Source organism: Alphaproteobacteria bacterium, from assembly GCA_005883305.1.
Classification (GTDB): domain Bacteria; phylum Pseudomonadota; class Alphaproteobacteria; order Sphingomonadales; family Sphingomonadaceae; genus Allosphingosinicella.
Genome location: VBAC01000001.1, coordinates 902,523 through 925,776 on the forward strand (window position 1 = coordinate 902,523; position 23,254 = coordinate 925,776).

The 23,254-nt window shown below is 69.0% G+C and carries 20 protein-coding genes; 11 read left to right on the forward strand and 9 right to left on the reverse strand.

The features are described from left to right. The first annotated feature begins 120 nt into the window (after nucleotides 1–120). Nucleotides 121–525 carry a hypothetical protein gene (locus E6G92_04510; protein ID TMJ20707.1) on the forward strand — a complete coding sequence of 135 codons (405 nt, stop codon included), beginning with the start codon at nucleotides 121–123 and terminating at the stop codon, nucleotides 523–525. A gap of 78 nt (nucleotides 526–603) precedes the next feature. Next, nucleotides 604–1,425, forward strand: a complete 822-nt coding sequence (locus E6G92_04515; protein TMJ19079.1) for a hypothetical protein — start codon at nucleotides 604–606, stop codon at nucleotides 1,423–1,425. A gap of 1,377 nt (nucleotides 1,426–2,802) precedes the next feature. Here the strand turns inward: E6G92_04515 and E6G92_04520 are convergent. Continuing rightward, nucleotides 2,803–3,363 (reverse strand): hypothetical protein, encoded by a 561-nt coding sequence (locus E6G92_04520; protein TMJ19080.1) that lies wholly within the window; start codon nucleotides 3,361–3,363, stop codon nucleotides 2,803–2,805. Between the two features lie 74 nt (nucleotides 3,364–3,437). Here E6G92_04520 and E6G92_04525 point away from each other — a divergent pair, with 74 nt between their 5' ends. Further along, entirely contained in the window at nucleotides 3,438–4,496 is a 1,059-nt protein-coding gene (locus tag E6G92_04525; GenBank protein ID TMJ19081.1) for a transcriptional regulator, read from the forward strand. On the opposite strand, the gene E6G92_04530 is transcribed toward E6G92_04525, so the two are convergent. Continuing rightward, nucleotides 4,493–5,239 carry an MBL fold metallo-hydrolase gene (locus E6G92_04530; protein TMJ19082.1) on the reverse strand — a complete coding sequence of 249 codons (747 nt, stop codon included), beginning with the start codon at nucleotides 5,237–5,239 and terminating at the stop codon, nucleotides 4,493–4,495. The genes E6G92_04525 and E6G92_04530 overlap by 4 nt on opposite strands. Before the next feature lie 56 nt (nucleotides 5,240–5,295). Here E6G92_04530 and E6G92_04535 point away from each other — a divergent pair, with 56 nt between their 5' ends. Next, entirely contained in the window at nucleotides 5,296–5,895 is a 600-nt protein-coding gene (locus tag E6G92_04535; GenBank protein ID TMJ19083.1) for a helix-turn-helix transcriptional regulator, read from the forward strand. Next, nucleotides 5,892–7,151, forward strand: coding sequence for an MHS family MFS transporter (locus E6G92_04540; GenBank protein ID TMJ19084.1), 1,260 nt, complete (start codon nucleotides 5,892–5,894; stop codon nucleotides 7,149–7,151). The genes E6G92_04535 and E6G92_04540 overlap by 4 nt, the downstream gene beginning before the upstream one ends. Before the next feature lie 98 nt (nucleotides 7,152–7,249). Here E6G92_04540 and E6G92_04545 read toward each other — a convergent pair whose 3' ends face one another. Genes E6G92_04545 through E6G92_04555 form a run of 3 tightly spaced genes read right to left on the reverse strand, consistent with a single transcriptional unit; the run spans nucleotide 7,250 to nucleotide 10,525 of the window. After that, nucleotides 7,250–9,064 carry a DUF885 family protein gene (locus tag E6G92_04545; protein TMJ19085.1) on the reverse strand — a complete coding sequence of 605 codons (1,815 nt, stop codon included), beginning with the start codon at nucleotides 9,062–9,064 and terminating at the stop codon, nucleotides 7,250–7,252. A gap of 7 nt (nucleotides 9,065–9,071) precedes the next feature. Next, nucleotides 9,072–9,572, reverse strand: a complete 501-nt coding sequence (locus E6G92_04550; GenBank protein TMJ19086.1) for an NfeD family protein — start codon at nucleotides 9,570–9,572, stop codon at nucleotides 9,072–9,074. Continuing rightward, nucleotides 9,569–10,525 carry an SPFH/Band 7/PHB domain protein gene (locus E6G92_04555; protein TMJ19087.1) on the reverse strand — a complete coding sequence of 319 codons (957 nt, stop codon included), beginning with the start codon at nucleotides 10,523–10,525 and terminating at the stop codon, nucleotides 9,569–9,571. Before E6G92_04555 ends, E6G92_04550 begins: the two co-directional genes overlap by 4 nt. A gap of 74 nt (nucleotides 10,526–10,599) precedes the next feature. On the opposite strand from E6G92_04555, the gene E6G92_04560 reads away from it, so the two are divergent. The 5 genes from E6G92_04560 to E6G92_04580 all read left to right on the forward strand — a co-directional run bounded on the left by E6G92_04560 (nucleotide 10,600) and on the right by E6G92_04580 (nucleotide 16,172). Further along, nucleotides 10,600–11,418, forward strand: coding sequence for a CoA ester lyase (locus E6G92_04560; protein ID TMJ19088.1), 819 nt, complete (start codon nucleotides 10,600–10,602; stop codon nucleotides 11,416–11,418). Then, the gene (locus E6G92_04565) at nucleotides 11,366–12,877 is read left to right on the forward strand and encodes a M28 family peptidase (GenBank protein TMJ19089.1); all 1,512 of its coding nucleotides are present in this window, start codon (nucleotides 11,366–11,368) and stop codon (nucleotides 12,875–12,877) included. The genes E6G92_04560 and E6G92_04565 overlap by 53 nt, the downstream gene beginning before the upstream one ends. 2 nt (nucleotides 12,878–12,879) lie before the next feature. Next, complete coding sequence (guaB, locus tag E6G92_04570) at nucleotides 12,880–14,337, forward strand: IMP dehydrogenase (GenBank protein ID TMJ20708.1); 1,458 nt, start codon at nucleotides 12,880–12,882, stop codon at nucleotides 14,335–14,337. A gap of 95 nt (nucleotides 14,338–14,432) precedes the next feature. Continuing rightward, nucleotides 14,433–15,614 carry an RsmB/NOP family class I SAM-dependent RNA methyltransferase gene (locus E6G92_04575; protein TMJ19090.1) on the forward strand — a complete coding sequence of 394 codons (1,182 nt, stop codon included), beginning with the start codon at nucleotides 14,433–14,435 and terminating at the stop codon, nucleotides 15,612–15,614. Between the two features lie 30 nt (nucleotides 15,615–15,644). Then, entirely contained in the window at nucleotides 15,645–16,172 is a 528-nt protein-coding gene (locus E6G92_04580; protein ID TMJ19091.1) for a hypothetical protein, read from the forward strand. On the opposite strand, the gene rsmA is transcribed toward E6G92_04580, so the two are convergent. From rsmA to E6G92_04600, 4 genes are all read right to left on the reverse strand, one after another. Further along, the gene (rsmA, locus tag E6G92_04585) at nucleotides 16,165–16,992 is read right to left on the reverse strand and encodes a 16S rRNA (adenine(1518)-N(6)/adenine(1519)-N(6))-dimethyltransferase RsmA (protein ID TMJ19092.1); all 828 of its coding nucleotides are present in this window, start codon (nucleotides 16,990–16,992) and stop codon (nucleotides 16,165–16,167) included. The genes E6G92_04580 and rsmA overlap by 8 nt on opposite strands. Beyond that, entirely contained in the window at nucleotides 16,965–18,062 is a 1,098-nt protein-coding gene (gene pdxA / locus E6G92_04590) for a 4-hydroxythreonine-4-phosphate dehydrogenase PdxA (protein ID TMJ19093.1), read from the reverse strand. Before pdxA ends, rsmA begins: the two co-directional genes overlap by 28 nt. Then, complete coding sequence (locus tag E6G92_04595; GenBank protein TMJ19094.1) at nucleotides 17,959–19,287, reverse strand: peptidylprolyl isomerase; 1,329 nt, start codon at nucleotides 19,285–19,287, stop codon at nucleotides 17,959–17,961. The genes pdxA and E6G92_04595 overlap by 104 nt, the downstream gene beginning before the upstream one ends. Nucleotides 19,288–19,371: 84 nt before the next feature. Beyond that, the gene (locus tag E6G92_04600; GenBank protein ID TMJ20709.1) at nucleotides 19,372–21,405 is read right to left on the reverse strand and encodes an LPS-assembly protein LptD; all 2,034 of its coding nucleotides are present in this window, start codon (nucleotides 21,403–21,405) and stop codon (nucleotides 19,372–19,374) included. A 328-nt stretch (nucleotides 21,406–21,733) separates the two neighbouring features. Between E6G92_04600 and E6G92_04605 the strand changes: the two genes are divergently transcribed. Continuing rightward, nucleotides 21,734–23,209 carry a leucyl aminopeptidase gene (locus E6G92_04605; GenBank protein ID TMJ20710.1) on the forward strand — a complete coding sequence of 492 codons (1,476 nt, stop codon included), beginning with the start codon at nucleotides 21,734–21,736 and terminating at the stop codon, nucleotides 23,207–23,209. Nucleotides 23,210–23,254 lie beyond the last annotated feature (45 nt).

Here is a 23,254-nt window from a genome sequence, read left to right on the forward strand (position 1 = left end):
GCCTTACACGACCGACCTTTTCAAGGGAGCGTGCCGGCGGCAGCCGGCGCGCTCCTTTTCTTTTATGGGGACCGAGACATGAGCGATCACGAACCGCGGCTCTGGCCGCACGACGAAGCGATAAGAAGCGTGGGCACGCGCTTCCTCGACCGCACCCTGCCCAAAGCGGAATGGACCCACGAGGCGCATATCGCGACCACCGCGTGGATTCTGATCGAGCGCCCGGACATCGCGCCCGAGCGCGACCTGCCGGACCTGATCCGCCGCTACAACGAGAGCGTCGGCGGGGTGAACAGCGACACCGAAGGCTATCACGAGACGATCACGCAGGTCTTCATCCGCACCCTGCGCGGCGGGCTGGCGGGCAGCGAAGGGCAGGGGCTGGCGGAGCGAATAAACGCCCTGCTGCCTGCGCCCGAGGGCCGGCGCGACTGGCCTTTGCGCTTTTATTCGCCGGAGCTGCTGTTTTCCAAAGAAGCGCGGCTGGGATGGGTGGAACCGGACCTCCAGATGCTGACGGTCTAACCCGGTCGAGTCCCGCCCATTCCCCATCGCACCGGCACATGTTACGTTTCGGAGCCGATACAAAGAGGGGGAGAAGCCATGGCCAGCGTCGCGGAAGCATTTGCAGGACCGGCGGGGCGGCCGGACGTGCTGTCGGGGACGCCGCGCGCGGGCTTCGTCGACCGGTGGATCTACGTGTTCACCGCAGCGAGCTTCATCGTCATCACCTTCACCGGCTTCATCCCGGATTCACTGGCGAAGGTGGCGGCGGTCCAGGCCGGGCTGAGACCGTCTTTCCCATTGGTCCTGCATCTCCACGCTGTGCTGATGGGCACATTCCTCGTGCTGCTGCTGGCCCAGACGGTGCTGGTGGCGAGCGGGCGGTGCGATCTCCACCGCCGGCTCGGCCTCGCCGCGATGGTGGTGGCTCCCGCGCTCGTCATCGTCGGGCTCGTGCTCGTGCCGACCATCTATCATGTGACCTGGAACGCGGCTCAGGTGGCCGGCGCGGCGGGGGAGATTGCGCGGCAGCGAATCCCGATCGCCGACGACATCATGCTGCTGCAGTTCAGGGTCGGGATTCTGTTTCCGCTGTTCCTGTGGATCGGCCTTCGCGCGCGCCGGGGCGATCCGGGCCTGCACAAGAGGATGATGATCCTCGCCACCGCGATGGCCCTGCCGGCGGCGATCAACCGCATCGAATGGCTTCCGACCACGCTTCCGGCCAGCCCGGTCGCGAGCGATCTCTACGTGCTGCTCGCGGTGTCGCCGATGCTGATCTGGGACGTCGTCCGCAACCGGGGCTTGCACCGGGCCTGGCTGATATGGATCGGGTTGAGCCTGCCGTTCACGGCGCTGGTCTACGCCTTGTGGGGAACGCCGTGGTGGCAGACGATGGCGCCGCGGCTGATGGGGCTTTGAGGGCGCGGCCGACTGGCCGGAGGGGACGGCGATCGCAGCGGGGATCGGGGCGCCGATCGCCATCCCGGCGCCGTTCGTCGGGCCGATCTTCGGCGCGCTGGCCGGCGGCGCTTATGGGCTTTTCACGGCGAAGGGGCGGTGAGGGCAGCGCGGCTGGGTGTGGAGTCGGATTGGCGAAGCACGGAATGGTGACCCCGGCATCGCGTATGCCTTAATTCGGGGCAGGGTGGGCAGTGACGGGGTACCATATTAGCATTTGTCCAGATCAGCACGGACTCGGACGCTCGGCCCAGCGCAGGCGTTTGCCTGTTGGGCGGCCGCCAGCGCTTCAGCCATGCTATTGAACGGCCTCCCATACCCATTTTCCGTCATAGGACCTGAACATCTATTTATCGCTTCGTCAGCTTCTCGGCCTGACGGGGCCGGCGCATTCAAATTCCACCAAGCGAGATAAAAAGGCGGGCCGCAGGTGTACTCTTCGTTGGTAGAATTCGTCTGGGCGGGGGCATCTTCCGCGGGGGAACGGATTGCTACGGCCTGAGGTCGGCGACTTCTTTCTAACTCGGGCGCGTGAGAGGCGTCTGCATTCGAATTGACTTTGGTTACTGGCGGCGGCGTTGGTGAGGCAGTTGGTTGTGCTGTGATCAATGCGGGGGATGCAGGCAGAAAAAACGCAACATATCCTGACACCAACGCGGCAGCCGCATGCAGTACGATAGCCATTTTGGTTGGAGATCGTATCGGTTTGGAATCGTCGATCCGCCGGAGAACGTAGTAGCCTAGCCAAAGCAATATCAGCATTGATACGACGAAAACGCCAACTGCAACTCCATGCCGCGAAAGCCAGTCGACCAAGTCTCCCATTGCACCCCCCACGAAGTCTCGAATTCCGATAGCGTCCAGACTAGGTTTCGTTGCCTTAGGTGCTTACTCCTAACCGTTTCCTCGGTGAAGCAAAGCTTCTAGCTCGGGAGATCGTGGCATTCGCGAACCGTTAACCTGCCAAATCTTCGGGAAAATGAAGCGGGACTCGTCTATGGAACCCTAACCCGAGGCTCCCTTTCCCTCTCGAACAATTCGGTCATTGCCCAAACCATGGCGTCAAGCCGGTCCGGGCTCCCCGCTCCCTGATACCCCGCCCGACTCAGCGCGCACATTTGGTCCTTCCAATTCCCCGCAAGCTTCGCCCGCCGGGTCTCGACCTGAGCGCGATCGGCTCGGCGCGGGCGGCCTTGCTGGGGGTGGCGGGGACGAGGCGGACGGGGAGGTCGGCGTCAACGGCGCGGAGCACGGTGGCGCTCGTCGCTGCCCTCGTTCCTCCGGCGACGATCCGGCTCGCGCCATATCGAGCGGCGGCCCCAACGACTCGGCGGCGGCCTAGCCGCCCGCCGCGCGCGCCGCCTTGCGGAACAGGGCGGCGGAGAGCAGCCAGAGGGCGCCGAACGCCGCGCTGACCAGGCCGCCGCGCGGGTCCATGGTCATGCCGGCGAGGGCGACCGCGACGTGCGCCGCCGCGGCCACGGCCATCGCCCAGGCCATTCCCGGTGCCCGGAAGCGGGCGAGCGCCGCGCCGCCCAGCGCGACGAGGATGACTGCGAAGAAGAGCAGATTGTAGGCGTCGCCCTCGTCGCCGATCATCCCGACCGCGCCGGTCGCCCAGACGATCATGAAGCCCGCCGCCAGCGCCGCCCCGACTCCGCCGCGATAGGCGCTGTTGCGGGTTGCCCTGACGGCCAGTTCGAAAGCTCCGCCGACGATGGCGATCATTCCGGCGGCGAAGAGGAAATCGAACGCCGTCCAGTTCACGCCGCTGTCGAACTGCATCGCCACCGCCGGGATCAACAGCAGCAGGCCCGCGATGCTCCACGCCCCGATCCGCCACGGATTGGCGCGCCGTCCAACCGTTTCCCCGCCATTTGCCATTGCCTTGCCTTTCATCGATGAATGAGGCTTGGGCTATCGGCCATCGGCGGATGAAGGTCATGAGCAGGTGATGAGGTTTTGCTGAAATCATGAAGTTCGCGTTCGGAGGCTTCACGCTCGATCCCCACGACCGCAGGCTCTGCCGGGAGGGCGCGCCGGTGGAGCTCAACGCGCGCTATCTCGACGCCCTCGCCCTGCTGGTCGGCGAGGACGGCAGGCTGGTGTCCAAGGAGCGCTTCATGGCCGAGGTGTGGCGCGGCGTTCCGGTGACCGACGAGGCGCTGACCCAGTGCATCAGAACGCTCCGTCGGCTGCTCGGCGACGATGCGGCGCGGCCGCGCTTCATCGAGACGGTGCCGAAGCATGGCTATCGCTTCGTCGCGCCGGTGGAGCGCATCGAGCGCGAGACCGGCGCTCGCGAACGCCGTGCGGGTCTCGAAAGCCACCCCGCCCCCGGCCCCTCCCCATCAAGGGGAGGGGAGTCTCCGTGGCGGCGGGCCATGCTGCTGGGCGGCGCCGGGACGCTTGGGGCCGCGGGCGCCGGGGTGCTCGGCGGGCTGTTCTACGGCTTCGCGCTCGGCGGCGGGCCGGGGGCCGCGTCGGTTCTGCTGGTGCTGCTGTGGCTGACGGTCGCGGCGGCGCTGATCGGCGGCGCGGGGGTGAGCTTCGGAATCGCCGCCGGAGCGCCGCGATGGACGATCGCCGGCGGGGCGTTGGGCGGAATGGCCGTCGGGGCGGTGGCCAAGCTGCTCGGGCTCGACGCGTTCAACCTGCTGCTCGGCCGCTCGCCGGGAGACATTACCGGCGGCGCCGAGGGGCTGATGCTCGGCGCCTCGGTCGGGCTAGGCGCCTTGCTCGCGCGGCGCTCGTCACTCCGGCGCGGAGTTGCGATGGCCGCGCTTTCGGGGGGAGCGGCGGGCGCCGCCATTCCGCTTCTCGGCGGGCGGCTGATGGGCGGAAGCCTCGATCTTCTGGTGCGCGGCTTTCCCGGCTCGCGGCTGAGGCTGGACGCGATCGGCGCCCTGTTCGGCGAGAGCGGCTTCGGGCCGGTCAGCCAGGCGGCGACCGGAATGATCGAGGGCGCCCTGTTCGCCGGGTGCATCGTCGGCGCGATGCGCCTCGCCCGGCGGAGCATGGGAGAGGGCTAGGCGGCCTCGGCCTGCCGCGACCGCCAGGATTCGGTACGGCGGTCGTAATCCTCGGCCAGCGCGAGCAGGGCAGCGGCGCCGTCTCCCGAATAAGCGGGGCCGTGCATCAGCGCGAGCGTCCGCGGGGCAAGTCCGGCAAGGCGGCGGATGGTCGCGCCCATCTCCGGATGGAGGCTCGAAAAGCGGAACAAATCCTCGGCCGCCGCCGCCGGGCCGACGATGTCGCCGGTCGTCAGCGCGGCGGTCCGCCCGGTCTGGGTGAAGAGATCGCCGCAGAGAAGAGTGCCGGTCGTCTCCTCGTAGACCAGACCAGCTTCCCAGCCGTGGGGCGTGTGCGGCGTATCGATGTAGCGGACGCTCTTGCCGCCGAGGTCGATCGTCTCGCCATCGGCGAGCTTGCGCGGCGCGCGGTCGGCGAGGTCGTTCAGGCTGACGTCGCAGCCGGTCTCGCCGTGGACGATCTCGGCGTTCGGGCTGGCCGCGAGCCACAGGTTCATCGCGCCGCATTCGTCGGCCTCGACATGGCCGAAGCCGATCCAGCGCAGCCCATCGAGCGGGATCAGGCGCGCGACGGCTTCGCTCACTGCGGGAAAGAGCGTGCGCTGGCCGGTGTGGAACAGCAGCGGCTCGCCGCCGAGAACGAGATATTGGTTGAAGGCGAAGCCCGCCGGCGGCGCGACCTCCCGGACGAAGGTCGAGATTCGGTAGATGCCGTCGGCGACTTCATCGAGGGCGGTGGTCATCTTCATGCTCCTGGCGACTCGTTGACTGCACATAAGTGTGCAGCTAATGTGCAGGCATGTCAACTTCCGATGCACAACCGCGTGCAGCGAATAAGCGGCCCTATCGCATGGGCCGGCGCGCGGACAGACGCGAGGAGACTCGCCGGCGAATCATCGAGGCCGCGGTGGCACTTCATTCGACGCTAGGGCCGGCGCGAACGACCGTGGCGCAGATCGCCGAGCGGGCAGGGGTGCAGCGGCACACCTATTACGCCCACTTCCCCGAGGAGCGGGACCTGTTCCTCGCCTGCTCGGGCCATGCCCTGGCGCACGATCCGCTGCCCGACGTCGCCCGGTGGCGCGCTCTGCCGCCGGGCTGGGAGCGCATTCGGCACGGCCTCGAGGAGCTCTACCGCTGGTACGAGCGCAACGCGGAAATGGCCGCCTGCGTGATCCGCGACGCCGAGCATCATGCGCTGACCCGGGAGATGACCGAGCTGAGGATGCTGCCGACCTTCGCCGCGGCCCACCAGACGCTTGGCGAAGGGATGAACCCGCGCGCACAGGTTTTGCTCGGCGTCGCTCTCGATTTCGCCTGCTGGCGGTCCCTTCACGCCACGCAGGACGCCGGGAACGCGGCGCTCCTGATGAGCGACGCGGTCTGCGCGCTGGAGTGACGGCGCCCCGCCTCTCGCGCCGCTCGCTCGCCATCGCCGCTTTGTCGACGGTGGTCGAATGGTACGATTTCACGCTCTACCTCTATTTCGCGACGGTGCTTTCGCGGGTCTTCTTCGGCGGCGGCGCGGCCTCGCTGGCAATGACTCTCGGCGGGTTCGCGGTCGCTTATCTTATGCGCCCGATCGGCGCCGTCTTCTTCGGCCATCTCGGCGACCGGCGCGGGCGGCGGCCGATGCTTCTGCTGTCGATGGCGATCATGTCGCTGGCCATGCTGCTGACCGGCCTGCTGCCGACCGCCGGACAGATCGGCCCGGCGGCGGCCTGGTTGCTGATCCTGCTGCGCTGCGTGATGGGCTTCTCCGTCGGCGGGGAATATACCGGGGTGGTCGCCTATCTGCTCGAAGGGGCGCGGCCCGAACGGCGTGGCCTGATCGCCTCCTCCGCGGCAGCGGCGAGCGAGATCGGCGCATTGCTCGCGGTGGGGGTCTCGGCAGTCACCGTCATTGCGATGAGCAATGCCGACCTCGAATCCTGGGGCTGGCGCATTCCCTTCCTGGTCGGCGCCGCGCTCGCCGGATCGGTGTGGGTCGCGCGCTCCACGATGGAGGAATCGCCGGAGTTCGAGCGCCAGGTGAGCGAAGGAACCGTGCCGGCGAACCCGCTTCGCCACGCGCTGGTCGGGCAGCGGCGCGGGGTCGTTCGCGCCTTCGCCATCTCCGCTCTGGGCTCGATCACTTATTATGTCGGAATCACCTACGTGCCCGCCTTCCTCGCTTCGGCGGGGGCGATGGCGGAGGGGGATTCGCTCTGGCTTTCGACCATCGCCGCAATGGCCGTGATCCTGGTGACTCCGTTCGTCGGCCTGCTCTCGGACCGGATCGGGCGAAGGCCGGTGCTTCTCGCCCTTGCCGCCCTGAGCGCGCTGCTGCCGATCACGATGTTCTCGCTGATGGCCGGCGGCGACTGGGGGCGGGCGCTGCTGGGCGCGGTGATCCTGGCCGGCGTCGCGGGCGGGGTGAGCGCGGTCGGCGCGGTCGCCACCGCCGAGCAGTTCACCGGCGAGGGCAGGGTCAGTGGCCTCGCTTTCGGCGCGACCGGCGCGACCGCGATCTTCGGCGGGCTGACGCCCTGGCTGGCGCAGCTGCTGATAGAGCGAACCGGGTGCCCGGAAATGCCCGGCCTGATGATCGCGGCCGTGGCTTTGTGCGTGTTGCCGGTGTTCCTGAAAATGCGGGAGACGGCGCCGGGCAAGTGATCCGGCCATCCGCCGGGTCGGTACGAAAGCCTTGCGAAAGCCTTCGGCCTGGACCCCGGCCTTCGCCGGGGAACGGTTAGCTGTAGAGGGCTTTCTTCTTAGCCCCGCCGCGCCGCGATGTGGGCGTCGATGATCCGGCCGAGCACGACCAGCGGGACGTTGCCGCCCGTCACCACCGCGTCGTCGAAGGCGCGCAGATCGAAGCGGGGGCCGAGAGCTGAGCGCGCATGCTCGCGCAAGCGGTTGATCTCGCTGTGGCCGACCTTGTAGCCGCAGGCCTGACCGGGCCAGGCGCAATAGCGGTCGACCTCGCTGGTCACCTCCTCGGCCGAGGAGCCGTTGGTTTCGGCGAACCATCGGATCGCATGGTCGCGGGTCCAGCGCTTGGCGTGGAGGCCGGTGTCGACGACGAGGCGGCAGGCGCGGAAGGCGATCGACTGGAGGTAGCCGAGGCGGCCGAGCGGATCGCCCTCATAGACTCCGAGCTCGTCGCCCAGCTGCTCGGCGTAGAGCGCCCAGCCTTCCGAATAAGCGTTGAAGGCGAGCAGGGTGCGGACCAGCGGCAGGCGGTAGCTATATTCGCCCTGCCAGACGTGGCCCGGAATGCCTTCGTGGAATGCGAGGGTGGTGAGGCCGAAGCGCGGCGTTCGCGACGTATCGTGCAGGTTGACGTAGAGGTTGCCCGGCACGCTTCCGTCGATCGAGCCGGCCCCGGCATAGGCGCCGGGTGCTCCGATCTCGATCTCGGGCGGCACCCGCTTCACGATCAGATTGCCGCGCACCAGAGTGCCGAAGGCCCTAGGCAGGCGCGTGCGGATGTCGGCGATCGCCGCGTTCATGAAATCGAGGACCTGCCGGCGGCCCGCGTCGGTATTGGGGAAGAGGTTGGCCGGATCGCGGCCGAGCGCAGTCATCCGCTCGCCGACGCTGCCCCGGGTGAGGCCTCGGGCGCGGAGGATCGTGTCCATTTGCGACTGGAGCGCGCGAAGCTCATCGAGGCCCTGGGCGTGGACCTCTTCGGGCGTGCGCGTGGTGGTCGTCCCGGCCTTGAGCGCCCAGGCGTAATAGGCGTCGCCGTCCGGCAGCTTCCAGACGCCGGCGTCGGCGGTGGCGGCCGAGCGCTGGCGGGCAAGCTCGGCGATCTGGCGGTCGAGCGCGGGCGCCACCTTCTCGGCCGCCAAGCGCTCGGCGCGGCCGGCGAAATCGCCGGGGAGGGAGGCCGTGCGCCGGGCGAGCGAGGTAACCAGGCCCCATTCGTCGACCGGCTGGCCGCGGACGGCGCGCTGCTGGCGAAGGCTCTTGTCGAGCAGGAAATCGGGCGCGACGACGCCGATGCCGGAATCGTGGTGCAGCCGTTCGGTCTCGCCATCGAGCGCGGCGGCATACCCTTCCATGCGGGCGAGATAGGCCTCCGCGTCGGCGGCGTTCTCGACCTTGTGGTTGCTGTCCAGCGTGTCCGGGATCTCGACGAAGGCGCCGGTATTCTGGGCGACCACGTAAGGCGCGTTGCGGTAGGACCAGTTCTGGTTGAGCGTGGCGACGTCGCCGAACGGGAAGGCGAAGCCTTCGAGCGCGGTTTCGTGGGCGGTCCCGACCACGTCGAGGGTGACCCGCGCCGAGGGGGAGAGCGTGGCGGGATCGACCGCGCGCAAGCGGGCGAGGCGCTCCGCGGCGCGGGCGGCAATGGCGCGCTGGCCTTCGGGCGAACGGTCGGTGAGTCGGGACTTGAACGCTGCGCGCGCGCCGGCGTCGAGCCCGAGCGCCGAGGCGTTTTCCGGATAATCGGCGAGCAGGGCCTCGGCGACGCCGGCGAACTCCTCATTGGCGCCGCCCTGCGAGGCCAGGGCGGGGAAGGCGGGCGCGAAGGCGAGCGCACTTGCGCCCAGCAGGAGCTGGCGGCGGTCCAGGATCATCGCGGCCTCAGGCTGGCGGGATGAAGGTGCCGGCGGGCGCCTGATCGATCGGAAGGATGTGCAGGCAGGTGCCGTCGGCGGCGACGATCTGCGCGTGGCTTCCCGCGGGCAGGTCCGGCCCGCGCGCGTTCCACACGCCGTCGCCGACGCGGACCCGTCCGGCGCCGTTCTCGATCGCCTGCTCGACCGTCACCGTCTTGCCGATCAGCCGCGCGGCGCGCGCGTTGAGGTTCGGATCCTCGTTGGGGACCGGATTGCGGGCGTAGTAGAGCCGGCCGGCGAAAACGGAAGCGAAGGCGAGCACCGCGAAGATCACCGCCTGGACGGGGAAGCTGAGATCGACCATCGAGAGGATCACGCCGGTGACCGCCGCGGCGATCGCGATCCAGATCAGGAAGATGCCGGGCGCGAAGATTTCGAGGATGGCGAGCAGTCCTGCGGCGATCAGCCACCACCAGTGCGGCGCGAGCGTGCCGGAGAAGCTCGCCAGCGAGTCGAACGAGTTCATTGCTGGCCTCCCTCGAACGGGCCGCGGCGATTGTTCCCGCCGGCGGCGTTGGCGCCCAGCGCGTCGCGCGCAAGCTCGCCGATTCCGCCGAGCGTTCCGATCAGCTGGGTCGCCTCGACCGGGAAGAGAATCGTCTTGGCGTTGGGCGAGGTGGCGAAGCGGCTGACCGCCTCGACATATTTGAGCGCGACGAAATAGTTGATCGCCTGGCTCGAGCCCTTCTCGATCGCCTCGGAGACCATCTCGGTCGCCTTGGCCTCGGCTTCGGCTGAGCGTTCGCGCGCCTCGGCGTCGCGGAAGGCGGCCTCGCGGCGACCCTCGGCCTGAAGGATCTGGCCCTGCTTCTGGCCCTCGGCCTTGAGGATCTCGGAGGCGCGAAGGCCCTCGGATTCGAGGATCAGGGCGCGCTTCTCGCGCTCCGCCTTCATCTGCCGGCCCATCGCGTTGACGATGTCTGCGGGCGGGCGGATGTCCTTGACCTCGACCCGGGTGATCTTGACGCCCCAGGCCTCGGTGGCGAGATCGACCACGGTCAGCAGCCTTGCGTTGATCTCGTCGCGCTTGGAGAGGGTCTCGTCGAGGTCCATCGAGCCCATCACCGTGCGAAGGTTGGTCGTCGTGAGCTGCATGATGGCGAGATAGAGGTCCGACACCTCATAGGCCGCCTTGGCCGCGTCGAGCACCTGGAAGAAGACGATGCCGTCGACTCCGACCATCGCATTGTCCTTGGTGATGATCTCCTGGCCCGGAATGTCGAGGACCTGCTCCATCATGTTCACCTTGCGGCCGACGCGATAGAAGAAGGGCGGGTAATAATTCAGGCCGGGGCGCGCGACGGTGGTGAAGCGGCCGAAATATTCTATCGTATATTGATAGCCTTGGCGGACGACCTTGATACCCGAAAACAGGTAAAGGATGACCAGGACGATCAAAATCGTAAAAAACAGGCCCATGACGGCTCTCCCTCCCCGCTGAGGGAGATATCATGTAGACAAACGGGCTCTCTTCCAAGAGGAATCGGAACGCCATGGACCAGGCCGACCTCCGCCGCTGCCGCTCGTTGCTCTTTCTCCCGGCCTCCAATCCCCGCGCGATCGAGAAGGCGCGCACGCTGGATGCGGACATGGTCGTGCTCGACCTCGAGGACGCCGTCGCCGAGGAGGACAAGGCGGCGGCGCGCGAGGCCGCTTCGATGGCGACTCATGAAGGCTTCGGAGGGCGGCCCGTCGCGATCAGGATGAACCCGACGGGCTCCGCTCATTATGGCGAGGACGTCGTCGCGGTTCGCCGCTCGACCGCCGATTTCGTGATCCTCGCTAAGGCCGAATCGGCCAAGATGGTGGCCGACGCCGGCTGGCTGGTGCAAAAGCCCGTGCTGGCGATGATCGAGACCCCACGCGCAGTGATCGACGCGGCCGCGATCGCCTCGGCCGCCCGCGGGCTGATCGCCGGAACCAACGATCTTTCCGCGAGCCTGGGGCTGCCGCCGGGATCGGGCCGGGGCGGGCTCGTCTTCGCGCTCCAGCGCATCCTGCTTTCGGCGCGCGCGGCCGGCACGCCGGCGTTCGACGGCGTCTATAACGGGCTCGACGACACAGCGGGCCTCGCCGCCGAGTGCGCCGAGGGGCGGGCCTGGGGCTTCGACGGCAAGTCGCTGATCCACCCGAGCCAGATCGAGACCGCGAACCGCGCCTTCACCCCGAGCGAAGCGGAGATCGAGGCCGCGCGCAGGCTCGTCGAGGCCTCGTCGGGCGGCGCCCAGCGGCACGAGGGACGGATGATCGAGCAACTCCATGTCGACCAGGCGCGGGCGATCATCGCCAAGGCGAATCGCTTGCCAGCCTGAGCCCCGCTCCTTAAGCAGCGCCATGTTCAAGGCCTTGTTCCGCGCCGCCGCGCCTTTCACCTTTCTCATCGCCACGCCGCTCGCCGCGCAGCCGATCGCTCCGGGCGACATGCTGCGCCATATCCAGGCGCTGGCGAGCGACGAATTTCAGGGCAGGGCGCCCGGCTCGGCGGGCGAGCGGCTGACCACCGATTATATCGTTCGCCAGCTCCAGCAGCGCGGCCTCGAGCCCGCCGGCGAGAACGGGACCTGGTTCCAGCCGGTGCGGCTGATCGAGACGCTGCCCGGCCGAAGCGACGTGCGCTGGACCGTCTCCGGCGCGCCGGTGGCGATCGACGCCGGGGAGATGGCGCTGATCGGGCCGCAGCCGGCGGTCACCATCGCCGACGCGCCGGTGGTCTTCGCGGGAGAAGGGGCGCAAGGCCCCGAGCTGCGCGGTGCCGTCGTCCTGATCGTCCAGGGGCCGATGGGCGAGGGCCGCGCTTCGATCAGAACGCGGGTCAAGGCGCTGGCCGACGCCGGCGCCGCGGCGGTGATCGTCGTCGCCGGGGCTCAGGTTCCCTGGGAGATGGTCACGCGCAGCTTCGCCCGGGGAAGCACGCGGATCGAGGCCGAGGCCCCGGCCATCGTGACCGGGATCATGCCGCAAAGCGCTGCGCGCCGGCTCGTCGGCGCGGCGCTCGACCAGCCCCCTTCGGGCGTCGCGACGCTGCCCCTTCGCGTTTCGATGACCGTGAACACCGTCGTCAACCGCTTCGCCACCAACAACGTCCTGGGGCGGGTGCGCGGCAGCGGGTCGACGGCGGAGAATGTGATTCTGATGGCCCATTGGGACCATCTCGGCTTCTGCCGGCCCGAGGGGGCGCCGGACCGGATCTGCAACGGCGCGGTCGACAATGCGAGCGGAATCGCGATGATGATCGAGGTCGCCGGACGCCTCGCCCAGCAGCCGCGGCCGGTTCGCGACGTCCTCGTTCTCGCGACCACCGCGGAGGAAGAGGGGCTGCTCGGCGCGACTTACTATGCGGCGCACCCGACCGTGCCGCTGGGCTCGATCCTCGCGGCGATCAATATGGACACGGTGGCGATCCAGCATGCCGGAAGCCCGGTCGCGGTGATGGGCCGCGGCCTCGCCCCGCTCGACTCGGCGATCGACTCGACGGTGGCGGCGATGGGCCGGCGGCTCGACACCGACGACGAGGCGGCGGAGCTGGTCCAGCGGCAGGACGGCTGGGCCTTCAACCGGGCGGGCGTGCCGGCGATCATGGTCGGCGGCTCCTTCTCCGACATGACGCTGCTCAATCGCTTCCTCGAGGGACGCTACCACAAGCCCGACGACCAGGCCGACGGCGAGATCGTCCTCGACGGCGCCGCCGAGGATGCGAACCTGACCGTCGCGCTCGCCCGGCGGCTGGCCGATCCGGCGACCTACCAGAGGCCTGCAAGAGCGACCCCATGACCATCGAGATCCCGCTCGGCCTGACCTTCGACGACGTCCTCCTGCGTCCCGCTGAATCGCGCGTGCTTCCGAGCCAGGCCGACACGCGAACGCGGCTGACCAGGGAGATCGCGCTCAACATCCCGGTCGTCTCCTCGGCCATGGACACCGTCACCGGCGCCGACATGGCGATCGTCATGGCCCAGCTCGGCGGCCTCGGCGTGCTCCACCGCAACATGGAAGTCGACGAGCAGGCGGCCGCGGTGCGCGCGGTCAAGCGCTTCGAGAGTGGGATGATCGTCAACCCGATCACCATGACTCCTGATCAGACGCTGGCCAAGGCGCTCGAGCTGATGAAGCGCCACAAGATTTCCGGAATTCCGGTGACCGAGAAGGGCGGCCGGCTGGTCGGCATCCTGACCAACCGCGACGTGCGCTTCGCCGGCAATCCGCGTCAGCCGGTTTCCGAGCTGATGACCAGCGAGAATCTCGCGACCGTGCGCCCCGGCGTCGGCCAGGAGGAGGCGCGGCGGCTTCTCCACCAGCGCAGGATCGAGAAACTGCTGGTGGTCGACGAGGAGGGCCGCTGCTTGGGCCTGATCACGGTCAAGGATATCGAGAAGGCGGTCGCCTATCCCGACGCCACCAAGGACGCCGCGGGGCGGCTGCGCGTGGCGGCTGCGACGACCGTCGGCGACAAGGGCTTCGAGCGAAGCCAGGCGCTGATCGACGCGGAGTGCGACCTGATCGTCATCGACACCGCGCACGGCCACAATGTCGACGTCGCCGCCGCGGTCGAGCGGATCCGCAAGCATTCGAACGCCGTGCAGGTCGTCGCCGGGAACGTCGCCACCGCAGAGGCAACCAAGGCGCTGATCGGCGCGGGCGCCGACGCGGTGAAGGTGGGGATCGGGCCGGGATCGATCTGCACCACGCGGATCGTCGCCGGGGTCGGGGTGCCGCAGCTGACCGCGGTGATGGAATCGGCCGAGGAGGCCGCCAAGAGCGGCACGCCGGTGATCGCCGACGGCGGCCTCAGGAGCAGCGGCGACGTCGCCAAGGCGCTTGCCGGAGGCGCGGCGGCGGTGATGATCGGATCGCTGCTCGCGGGCACCGAGGAGGCTCCCGGCGAGACCTTCCTCTACCAGGGCCGCGCCTACAAATCCTATCGCGGGATGGGCTCGGTCGGGGCGATGGCGCGCGGCTCGGCCGACCGCTATTTCCAGCAGGACATCAAGGACCAGCTCAAGCTCGTGCCCGAAGGCATCGAAGGGCAGGTCGCCTATAAGGGCCATGCCTCGGACGTGATCCACCAGCTCGTCGGAGGGGTGAAGGCGGCGATGGGCTATACCGGCGCGGCGACGATCGAGGAGCTGCAGAAGAAGGCGCGCTTCGTCCGGATCACCAATGCGGGCCTTCGCGAAAGCCATGTCCACGACGTCACGATCACCCGCGAGGCGCCCAATTATCCGCAGCGTTAGGGCCTGAGGATGGTGTTCCTGTCCCGTCATTTCCGCGCCAGCGGGGATCAAGGATGGCCGGATTCCCGCTGTCGCGGGAATGACGGAATGGATCGATGACCCCTTCGGCCAGAGCCCAGGCGGCGATCGAGTTGCTCGATGAGGTGATCACGGCCGCGCGCGAGGGCGGGGCGGCGGCGGACACGTTGATCGCGCGCTATTTCAAGACTCGTCGCTACGCCGGCTCGAAGGACCGGCGCGAGGTCCGCGACCTCGTTTTCGGGGCGATCCGAAGGGCGGGGGAGAGACCGGCCTCGGGACGCGCGGCGATGCTCGGCCTCGCGCAAGACCTTCCCTGGCTGCTCGACGCGTTCGACGGATCCGCGCACGGTCCGGCCAGCCCAGCCCCGGACGAGGCCGCGGCGCCGGCGGGCGTCGCCCCGGCGTGGATCGTGCCCCAATTCGACCCCGCGATCGCGCCCGGAGAGCTCGCTGCGCTGCTCGCCCGGGCGCCGCTCGATCTTAGGGTCAACCGGCTCAAGGGCTCGCGCGAGGATGCGCTGGCGCAAATCGCCGAGGGTGAGCCGAGCCCGCTCTCGCCGATCGGCATTCGCCTTCCCGAAGGCCTTCGAATCGAGGACAGCGAGGCGTGGCGCGGCGGCCTGATCGAGGTCCAGGACGAGGGCAGTCAGCTGATCTGTCTTGGCTGCGAGGCCGGGCCCGGCATGCTTGCGGTGGACCTGTGCGCCGGGGCGGGCGGCAAGACGCTCGCGATCGCCGCGGAAATGGGCAATGCCGGAAGGATCGTCGCGAGCGACGCGGACCGCGGCCGGCTCGCGCGGATGGGGCCGAGAATCGAGCGGGCGGGGGTGACGATCGTCGAGCCGCTGCTGCTCGATCCGAACCGGGAGGAAGCGATGCTCGCCGATCTGGCCGGCCAGGCGGACCTCGTGCTGGTCGACGCGCCTTGCTCCGGCACCGGCACATGGCGCCGCAATCCCGAGACTCGCTGGCGGCTGACTCCGCAGCGGCTGGAGCGAGTCGTCGCTCTTCAGTCGCGGCTGCTCGATCTCGGGGCAACGTTGCTCAAACCCGGCGGGCGGCTGGTCTATGCGGTCTGCTCGCTGCTGGCGAGCGAGGGCCGCGACCAGGCCGCGGCGCTGACCGCCCGTTCATCGCTGGTTCCGGAGCGGATGCCGATAAAGGCCGGCACGCCCTCGGGCACGGGCCTGCTGCTCAGCCCGGCGCGGGACCGGACCGACGGCTTTTTCGTCGCGCGCTGGCGGCGGCCGTGTTAGATGACCCGCGCGAGTAAGATGGAGTTTGTGATGCGCCTTACGCCGATTGTCCTTTCGGCCGCGATCGCGGCGGCGACCATGGCCAGCGCCGGCCAGGGCCAGCGCCCCGACGACCAGATCGATCCCCGCTCCTCCGCGCTGGTCGAGCAGGCGCAGGCGCAGACCAGCGCCGGCCATCTCGACGTCGCCAACGATTTGCTGGAGACCGCGCTGGCCGTCGATCCGCGCAACCGAGGCGCCTATGTCGCCCTCGGCCGCGTCGCGCAGGCGCAGCGGCTCCCCGGCAAGGCGGTGCGCTACTACGCGGATGCGCTGCGGATGGAGCCCAACGACGTCAACGCGCTGGCGGGACAGGGCGAGGCCTATGTGCAGCGCGGCGCGGTGGAGCGCGCGCGGCGCAATCTCCAGCGGGTGCAGACGCTGTGCGGTCGCAATGCCTGCCCGCAGGCGCAGCAGCTGGCGGCGGTGATCCAGCGCGGCCCGCCGGCGGACGTGCTGGCCGCCCAGCGCCCCGAGCAGGGCGCCCCGCCCGCGACGCCGACCCCGCGGCCTAACTGAGCAGCCGCGCCAGGCTGACGAAATCGGCGACGGTGAGTGTCTCCGCTCGCCGCTCGGAGTTGATCCCGAGGGTTTCGAGCGCCTCCACCGCGCCGGGCAGGCCCGCCAGCGAGCGGCGAAGCATCTTGCGCCGCTGGCCGAAGGCCGCGCCCGTGATGGCCTCGAGCGTGCCCGGCTTCACGCCCTTCGGATGCTCTGCCGGCACGATGTGCACCACGGCCGACATCACCTTGGGCGGGGGCACGAAGGCCGAGCGGTGGACCTTCAGCGCCAGCTTCGCATGGCTCCGCCATTGGGCGAGGACGGCGAGCCGGCCGTAGGCGGAGGTGTCCGGCCTGGCGACGATCCGCTCCGCCACCTCCTGCTGGAACATCAAGGTGAGCGATTTCCAGCGCGGCGGCCAGGCTTCCCCGCCGAGCCAGCGCACCAGCAAGGCGGTGCCGACATTGTAGGGAAGGTTGGCGACGATGTGCGCTCCGGCGGGGGCCTCGACCTCGAGCGCGTCGCCCTCGATCGCCTCCAGCCGCCCTTCGAAAGCTTCGCCGAGCTCGGCCAAGGCGGGCAGGCAGCGCCGGTCGCGCTCGACGGCGATCACCCTGGCTCCGGCGCGCAACAGCGCCCGCGTAAGTCCGCCAGGCCCCGGTCCCACTTCGTAGACCGTCTCGCCTTCCAGCGGGCCGGGAACCCTCGCGATCCGGTCGAGAAGCTGCTCGTCGAGAAGGAAATTCTGGCCGAGCGCTTTCGACGCGCTGAGACCGTGGCGCGCTATGACCTCGCGCAGCGGCGGCAGGGTCACGCCTCGGCGAGCCGGCGCGCGCATTCGCCCGCGGTGCGGATCGCGGCGATCATTGCGCCCGGGTCCGCCGAGTCGCTGCCCGCGATATCGAAGGCCGTGCCGTGATCGGGCGACGTTCGGACGATCGGAAGGCCGAGGGTGACGTTGACGCCTTCGTCGAAATGGAGGGTCTTCAGGGGGATCAGCCCCTGATCGTGATACATGCACAGCGCCGCATCGTAGGTGGGGCGCCGCTGGGCGCTGAACATGATGTCGGGAGCATGCGGGCCGGTTGCGTCATAACCCTCCTCGCGAAGCCGCTCGACCGCCGGAGCGACGATCTCGATCTCCTCGCGCCCCAGAGTCCCGTCCTCGCCCGCATGGGGGTTGAGGCCGGCGACGGCGAGGCGAGGGGATGCGATTCCGAACTGGCGCTGGAGGCCGCGGATCGCGGCGCGCCCCTTGGCTACGATCCGCTCGACGCTCAGCAGCTCGGTGACCTCGCGCAAGGGGATGTGGGTGGTAACCGGGATGACCTTGAGGCTGGGGCCCATCAGCATCATCGCCACCAGCTCGCTCGCAACGCCGCAGCGCTCGGCGACGAACTCGGTCTGGCCCGGATGGACGAAGCCGATCGCGTAAAGCTGGGCCTTGGAGACGGGGCCCGTGACGAGCCCCGAGGCGGAGCCGGCGCGGGTCAGCCCCACCGCGAACTCGAGCGCGTCGAGCGAATTGCGCGCGCCCTCGAGGTCGGGACGGCCCGGGACCACCTCGGTGTCCGATTTGACGCGCAGGATCGGAAGCGCCGTCTCAAAGGCCGCGATCGCTTCGCCCGGATCGTCGATCACCGCGATCGGGCCGTTCCACACCGCCCTCACCGCCGAGACGCTGCCGACCGCAAAGAAGGGCGGCACGGCGCGGCTGCGGCGCGACTCCCAGCTTTTGGCGATGACCTCGGGTCCGATCCCCGCCGGATCGCCCAGCGCGACGGCAAGAGGCATATCGGCCTCCTCAGCGATAATCGATGACCGCGTCGCGGCGAAGATCGCGCAGGTAGCGCTGGGCGCGCCGGTTGACGCGCTCCTCTTCGATCTGGCGCTGAATATCGGCGGCATTGGGGCCGGCGACCGGCGCCGGATCGTCGCGGCCGCACAGGACGAGGCTGCTGATCCGCTCGCGCGAGCCGAAGACCGTCGTCGCCTGGCCGACGCTGAGGCCGAGCAGCATGGGCTGAAGCGCCGCGGGGAGCTCGCGGACCCGAACCGAATCGTTGACGAGGACTTCGCCGCCGAGCGTCCGGGCGGTCGCTGCCGCGCCGCCGCAGCCGTGCATGGCCTGAACGGCCGCGCCGAGCTGCTGGACCTTGGCCTGGATCTGAGCGTCGGTCGCGCCGGCGGGAAGGTCGAGCGAAATCTGGGTGAGGCTGAGAACCGCATCGCGGGGATCCGCGACGAGGATCTGGCGCGTGTCGACCAGGGCTACGATCGAGATGCCACCGGGCACCGGGATCGGATCGCTGAACGCGCCGACCGGCATCTGGCGCACGACCGCCGCGAGTTCGTCGGGAAGCTGTCCCGCACGGACCCAGCCGAGGTCGCCGCCGACCGCCGCGGTCGAGGCCTCGGAATATTGGCGGGCGTAGGCAGCGAACGAGGCCCCGCCGCGAAGCTGCTGGAGGATCCGCGCGGCATTCTGCTGGACCTGGGCGGCGGTTTCCGGCGTCGACGACATGAAGATTTCGGCGACTCGATATTCGGCGGTGCCGCGCTCGGCATTCAAACGCTCGATCACCGCGCGCACCTCGTCTTCGCCCACGGTCACGAACGGCTCGATCTGGCGGCGCTGGAGTCGCTGCCAGGCGAGCTCGCCGTGGATCTGGCGCTTGAGCGAACTTTCGGACGATCCGATCGAGCGCAGATAGGCGCTGAACTGCTCCGGCGTGCGGCGGAAGCTCTGCGCGAAGCGGGCGTAATATTCATCGATGTCGTGCTGCGCGATCGTGATCTCCTGCTGCGTCGCGGCCTGGATCTGCAGCGTTTCGTCGATCAGGTTGCGAAGGATCTGGGCGCGGACCCGCTCGAGCTCCTCGGGCGGGATTCGGGCCTGGCTGGAAGCGACGACCAGCGCGAGGCGATGATCGATGTCGCTTCCGGTGATGACCTCGCCATTGACCACCGCGGTCGCCTTGCGGACGCCGGGCTCCTGCTTGCCGACGAACTGGATGTTGCCGGGAATGTCGAGCTGGCCCTGAGGCGCTCCGCTCTGCGCCGCCGCGACTATCGACAGCAGCGGCGCGATCAGCACGATCGCTGCCCTTGGAAACCAACCGAGCTTCATCATTCCTCCAATGAATGCAGGCCCCACGCCCTGCCCAAATTTATGTGAACCGCAGCTTAGCGGATTTGCGGCGCTCTCCAGCGCCCTCTAGCGCCCCAAATTGCGAAGCGCCACCCGGATGAGGAAGGTGTCGCCCCGGCGCGCGTCGCCGCTGGTCTCATAGTCGCGCCGCCAGGTGAAGCCGAGCTCGATGCAATCGTCGTCGTAGGAAATGCCGAGCCGGTGGCGGATCGGATCGAAGCCATCGGCGATCGAAAGCGGATCCTCGCGCCGGCTGGTGAGGTCGATCACGGTCGAGCCGAAGATCGACCAGTAGCGGGCGAAGCTGACCCGGCCGCCGAAGCGGATCTCCTCGCGGTCGCGCAGATCCTCGATCGCCGGATCGATGTCCCGGTCGAGCCGGAGATAGCCGATCGTCGCATAAGTGCGCCGGCCGCCGACGGTGGCGTCGATCTCGTTGCGGCGCAGCGCGAACGTGTCCTTGTCGATTCGGAAGCGGTGAACGAAATTGACCATGCGCCCGACCTGGACGGTGGTGCGGCCGACGAAATCCGAGAAGCGGTCGGACAGGCCGGTGCCGGGGGGAAGGATCGTCGCCCGGTTGTTGAGGCGATAGCTTTGGCCGATGGTGGTGCTGACCTGGATCCCGGGCAGCTCGAAATCCCAATCCGCGCCGTAGGTCAGGCGAACGCCGTCCTCCCAGCGGTCGTAGCCCGGGAAGCGGTTGAGCGCGAACAGGTTGGAATCCTCGAGATCGACCGAGCGCGCGTCCTCGTTCGGAATGTCGAGATTTTCGGTCGGCGGCGAGGCGACGAACTGGAGGCGCGGCGTGAGCCGCTGGATGCCGCCGATAAAGGTGCCGATCAGCGGCCAGCGCAGATCGGCGGCGGCCGCGCCGATGAAGCGGCCGCTCCATCCTTCGCGGCCGCGATAGATGAGGGTTTGGGTCAGCGCCGTGTCGCTGGCATGATAGACGTCGCCGCGGGCATAAGCCGTGGTGACCAGCTCGAGCCCGAGAGGAGCGATCATCCGCCGCTCCCAGTGCGCCGCGGCGAAGGCGCGCTGGCTGTCCTGCCCCTCGGGCCGCATGATCGCCAGGCTGTTGACCTGGAGCTCGATCCGTCCGCCGAGAACGGGGTCTGCGATCCGCCAGCGCGCGTCGATGGCGGGCAGGGCGATCGGCTGGGTTCCGGCGACGTCGGTGAGCCTCAGCCCCTCGAACGCCCAGCCGGCGATCGAGACGTAGCTGTCGACGGTGATCCGCTCGAAATCGGCGACCGAGCGCAGACGATCGTCGCGCGAGATGTCGTAGCGGCGCATGAACGTCCGGTCGGTCGCGTAGCGGCCCGAGAAGGTCACGCTCCAATCGGGGCTGAGGATGAACCGGCCGCTGCCCTCGATATAGCCGCGGATTCCCTTGTCCTCGCTCAAGGCCGGGGAGGCGAGGGGATCGAGCTGGAGGCGCGAGCCATAGGTAAGATAGCCGTGGATCTGGAACGCGCCGATCGGGAGGAGCTGGCGATATTGCGCCTCGAGCATCGGCAGGACGCCGGTGAAGACGTGCGGGGTCACCGTGAGGTCGCGGTTGGGCGCGAAGCGGATGTAATAGGGGACGCTGAGCTCGAGCCCGTTGCGGCGGCCGTAGCGAATCTCGGGGACGAGGAATCCGCTCCCTCCCGCCCCCTCGCTGCCGTCGGGGTGCGACAGGCCGGGCAGGCCGATGATCGGAACGCCGAGAAGGTTGAGAGTCGCGCCCTGGTAGGAGATTCTGTGGCGCACCGGATCGTGGGTCACCCGGACGGCGTTGATCTGCCAGGTCGGGTTCTTCGGACAGCCGTCCGGCGAGACCACTGCGCAGGGCGTGTAGGCCGCGCGGTAGAGCGTCGTGTAGCCGTTGACCCGCCGCGCCTCTGTCGCCGCGAGCCGCCCGCCGTCGGCGAGCACCAGCAACATGTTCTGCACGACGCCGTCCTTCAGCGTGTCCTCGAGCTGGACGCTGTCGGCATAAGCGGTGTCGCCTTCGGGGCTGACGATGCGAACGTCGCCATTGGCGCGCACCTCGCCGCTTCGGCGGTCCCAGCTGACGCTGTCCGCGCGCAGGCGGTAGCCCTCGCGGGTCATCCGCACCTCGCCCGACGCGGTGACCGTGTCGCTCGTCTCTTCATAGACGAGCTGGTCGGCGCTGAAGGCGACCTCGGCCGGCTCCTCGATAGTCGGTGGGGTCAGGTCGAGCGTTGGGGCCGGCGATGGCGGCGCCTCGTCCTGCGCGTCGAGAGTCTGCCCCAGCGCCTGGCAGGGCGCGCAGGCCAGCAGCAGCGGCAGCGCGGTCCAGCAGATCGATTGAAATCTCTTCACAAAAATGCAGCTCTGCCCCGGGCGACGGCCCAGCCTATTGCACCGGACGCCGCTCCCTGCAATGGCACGTGATCCTCTCAGGAGATCGTCAGTGATCAAAGTCAGTTTCGCCGCGTCGCGCCCGTCGGGCGCCTATGCGCTGGCCGTGCCCGTGCGGGGCGAGGAGAATGTGGCGGACCGGCTCGGCGGGCTCGACGAGGCGGCGCGGGCGCTGCTCGCTCGGGCGGCCGACGCCCAACGCTTCGAGCGCGAGGCCGGGGCGATCGCCGAAGCCTTCGCCAGCGAGGGCGAAAGCGTCCGCCGGCTGCTCGCGGTCGGCCTGGGCAGCGATCCCGCCGCGCCGGGCCTCTACGAGAAGGCCGGGGGAGCGCTGACCGCGCGGTTGCTGACCTCGGGCGAGACGAAGCTCGTCGTCGACGTCACAGGGAGCGGCCTGACCGCCGAGGAAGCGGCCCGACTCGCTCATGGCGCCGCCGCGCGCAGCTGGCGCTACGACATCTACCGCACCAAGCTCGGCCGAAAGCAGAAGCCCACGCTCGAGGAGCTCGTCCTGGTCGGCGCCGACGGGGCCGAGGCGGGCTGGACTCGTTTCGCCGCCTTGCTCGACGGCCTCGATCTCACCCGGACCCTGGTCACCGAACCGGCCAACGTGATCTACCCCGAAAGCTTCATCGCCCGCGCCCGCGAGGCGCTCGAAGGCCTCGGCGTGGAATTCGAGGTGCTCGACGAAAAGGCGATGGCCAAGCTCGGCATGGGCGCGCTGCTCGGCGTCGGCCAGGGCTCGGTCAGGCCGCCGCGGCTGCTCGCGATGCGCTGGAACGGCGGCCCGGCGGGCAAGGCGCCGGTCGTGTTCATCGGCAAGGGCATCACCTTCGACACCGGCGGCATCTCCATCAAGCCCGCGCTCGGCATGGAAGCGATGAAGTGGGACATGGGCGGCGCCGGCGCGGTCACCGGCCTGATGAAGGCGCTCGCCACGCGTAAGGCCAAGGCCAATGTCGTGTGCGTCTGCGCGCTGGCCGAGAACATGCCGGACGGCAACGCCCAGCGCCCCGGGGACGTCGTGACGTCGATGTCCGGCCAGACGATCGAGGTGATCAACACCGACGCCGAAGGCCGCCTGGTTCTCGCCGACGCCATGACCTGGGCGCAGGGCGCCTACAAGCCCGAGGTGATGGTCGATCTCGCCACGCTCACGGGCGCGATGATCATCAGCCTCGGCCACGAATATGGCGGCATGTTCGCCAATGACGACGGCCTCGCTGCCGGCCTCGACGCCGCGGGAGCTGCGACCGGCGACAAGCTGTGGCGGATGCCGATGAACGACGACTACAACAAGATCATGGACAGCCAGATCGCGGACATGCGCAACAGCGCTAGCCGAGAGGGCGGATCGATCACCGCCGCCTGCTTCCTCGGCCGGTTCGTCGAGGAGGGCGTCAAATGGGCCCATCTCGACATCGCCGGAATGGTCTGGTCGGAGAAGGCGAGCCATCTCTACGACAAGGGCGCGACCGGCTACGGCGTGGCGCTGCTCGACCGCTACGTGGCGGACAATCACGAAGGGTAGGGCGCTTGCCCTGATGGCGCGCGCTCCCTAGAGAGCGCGCCAAAT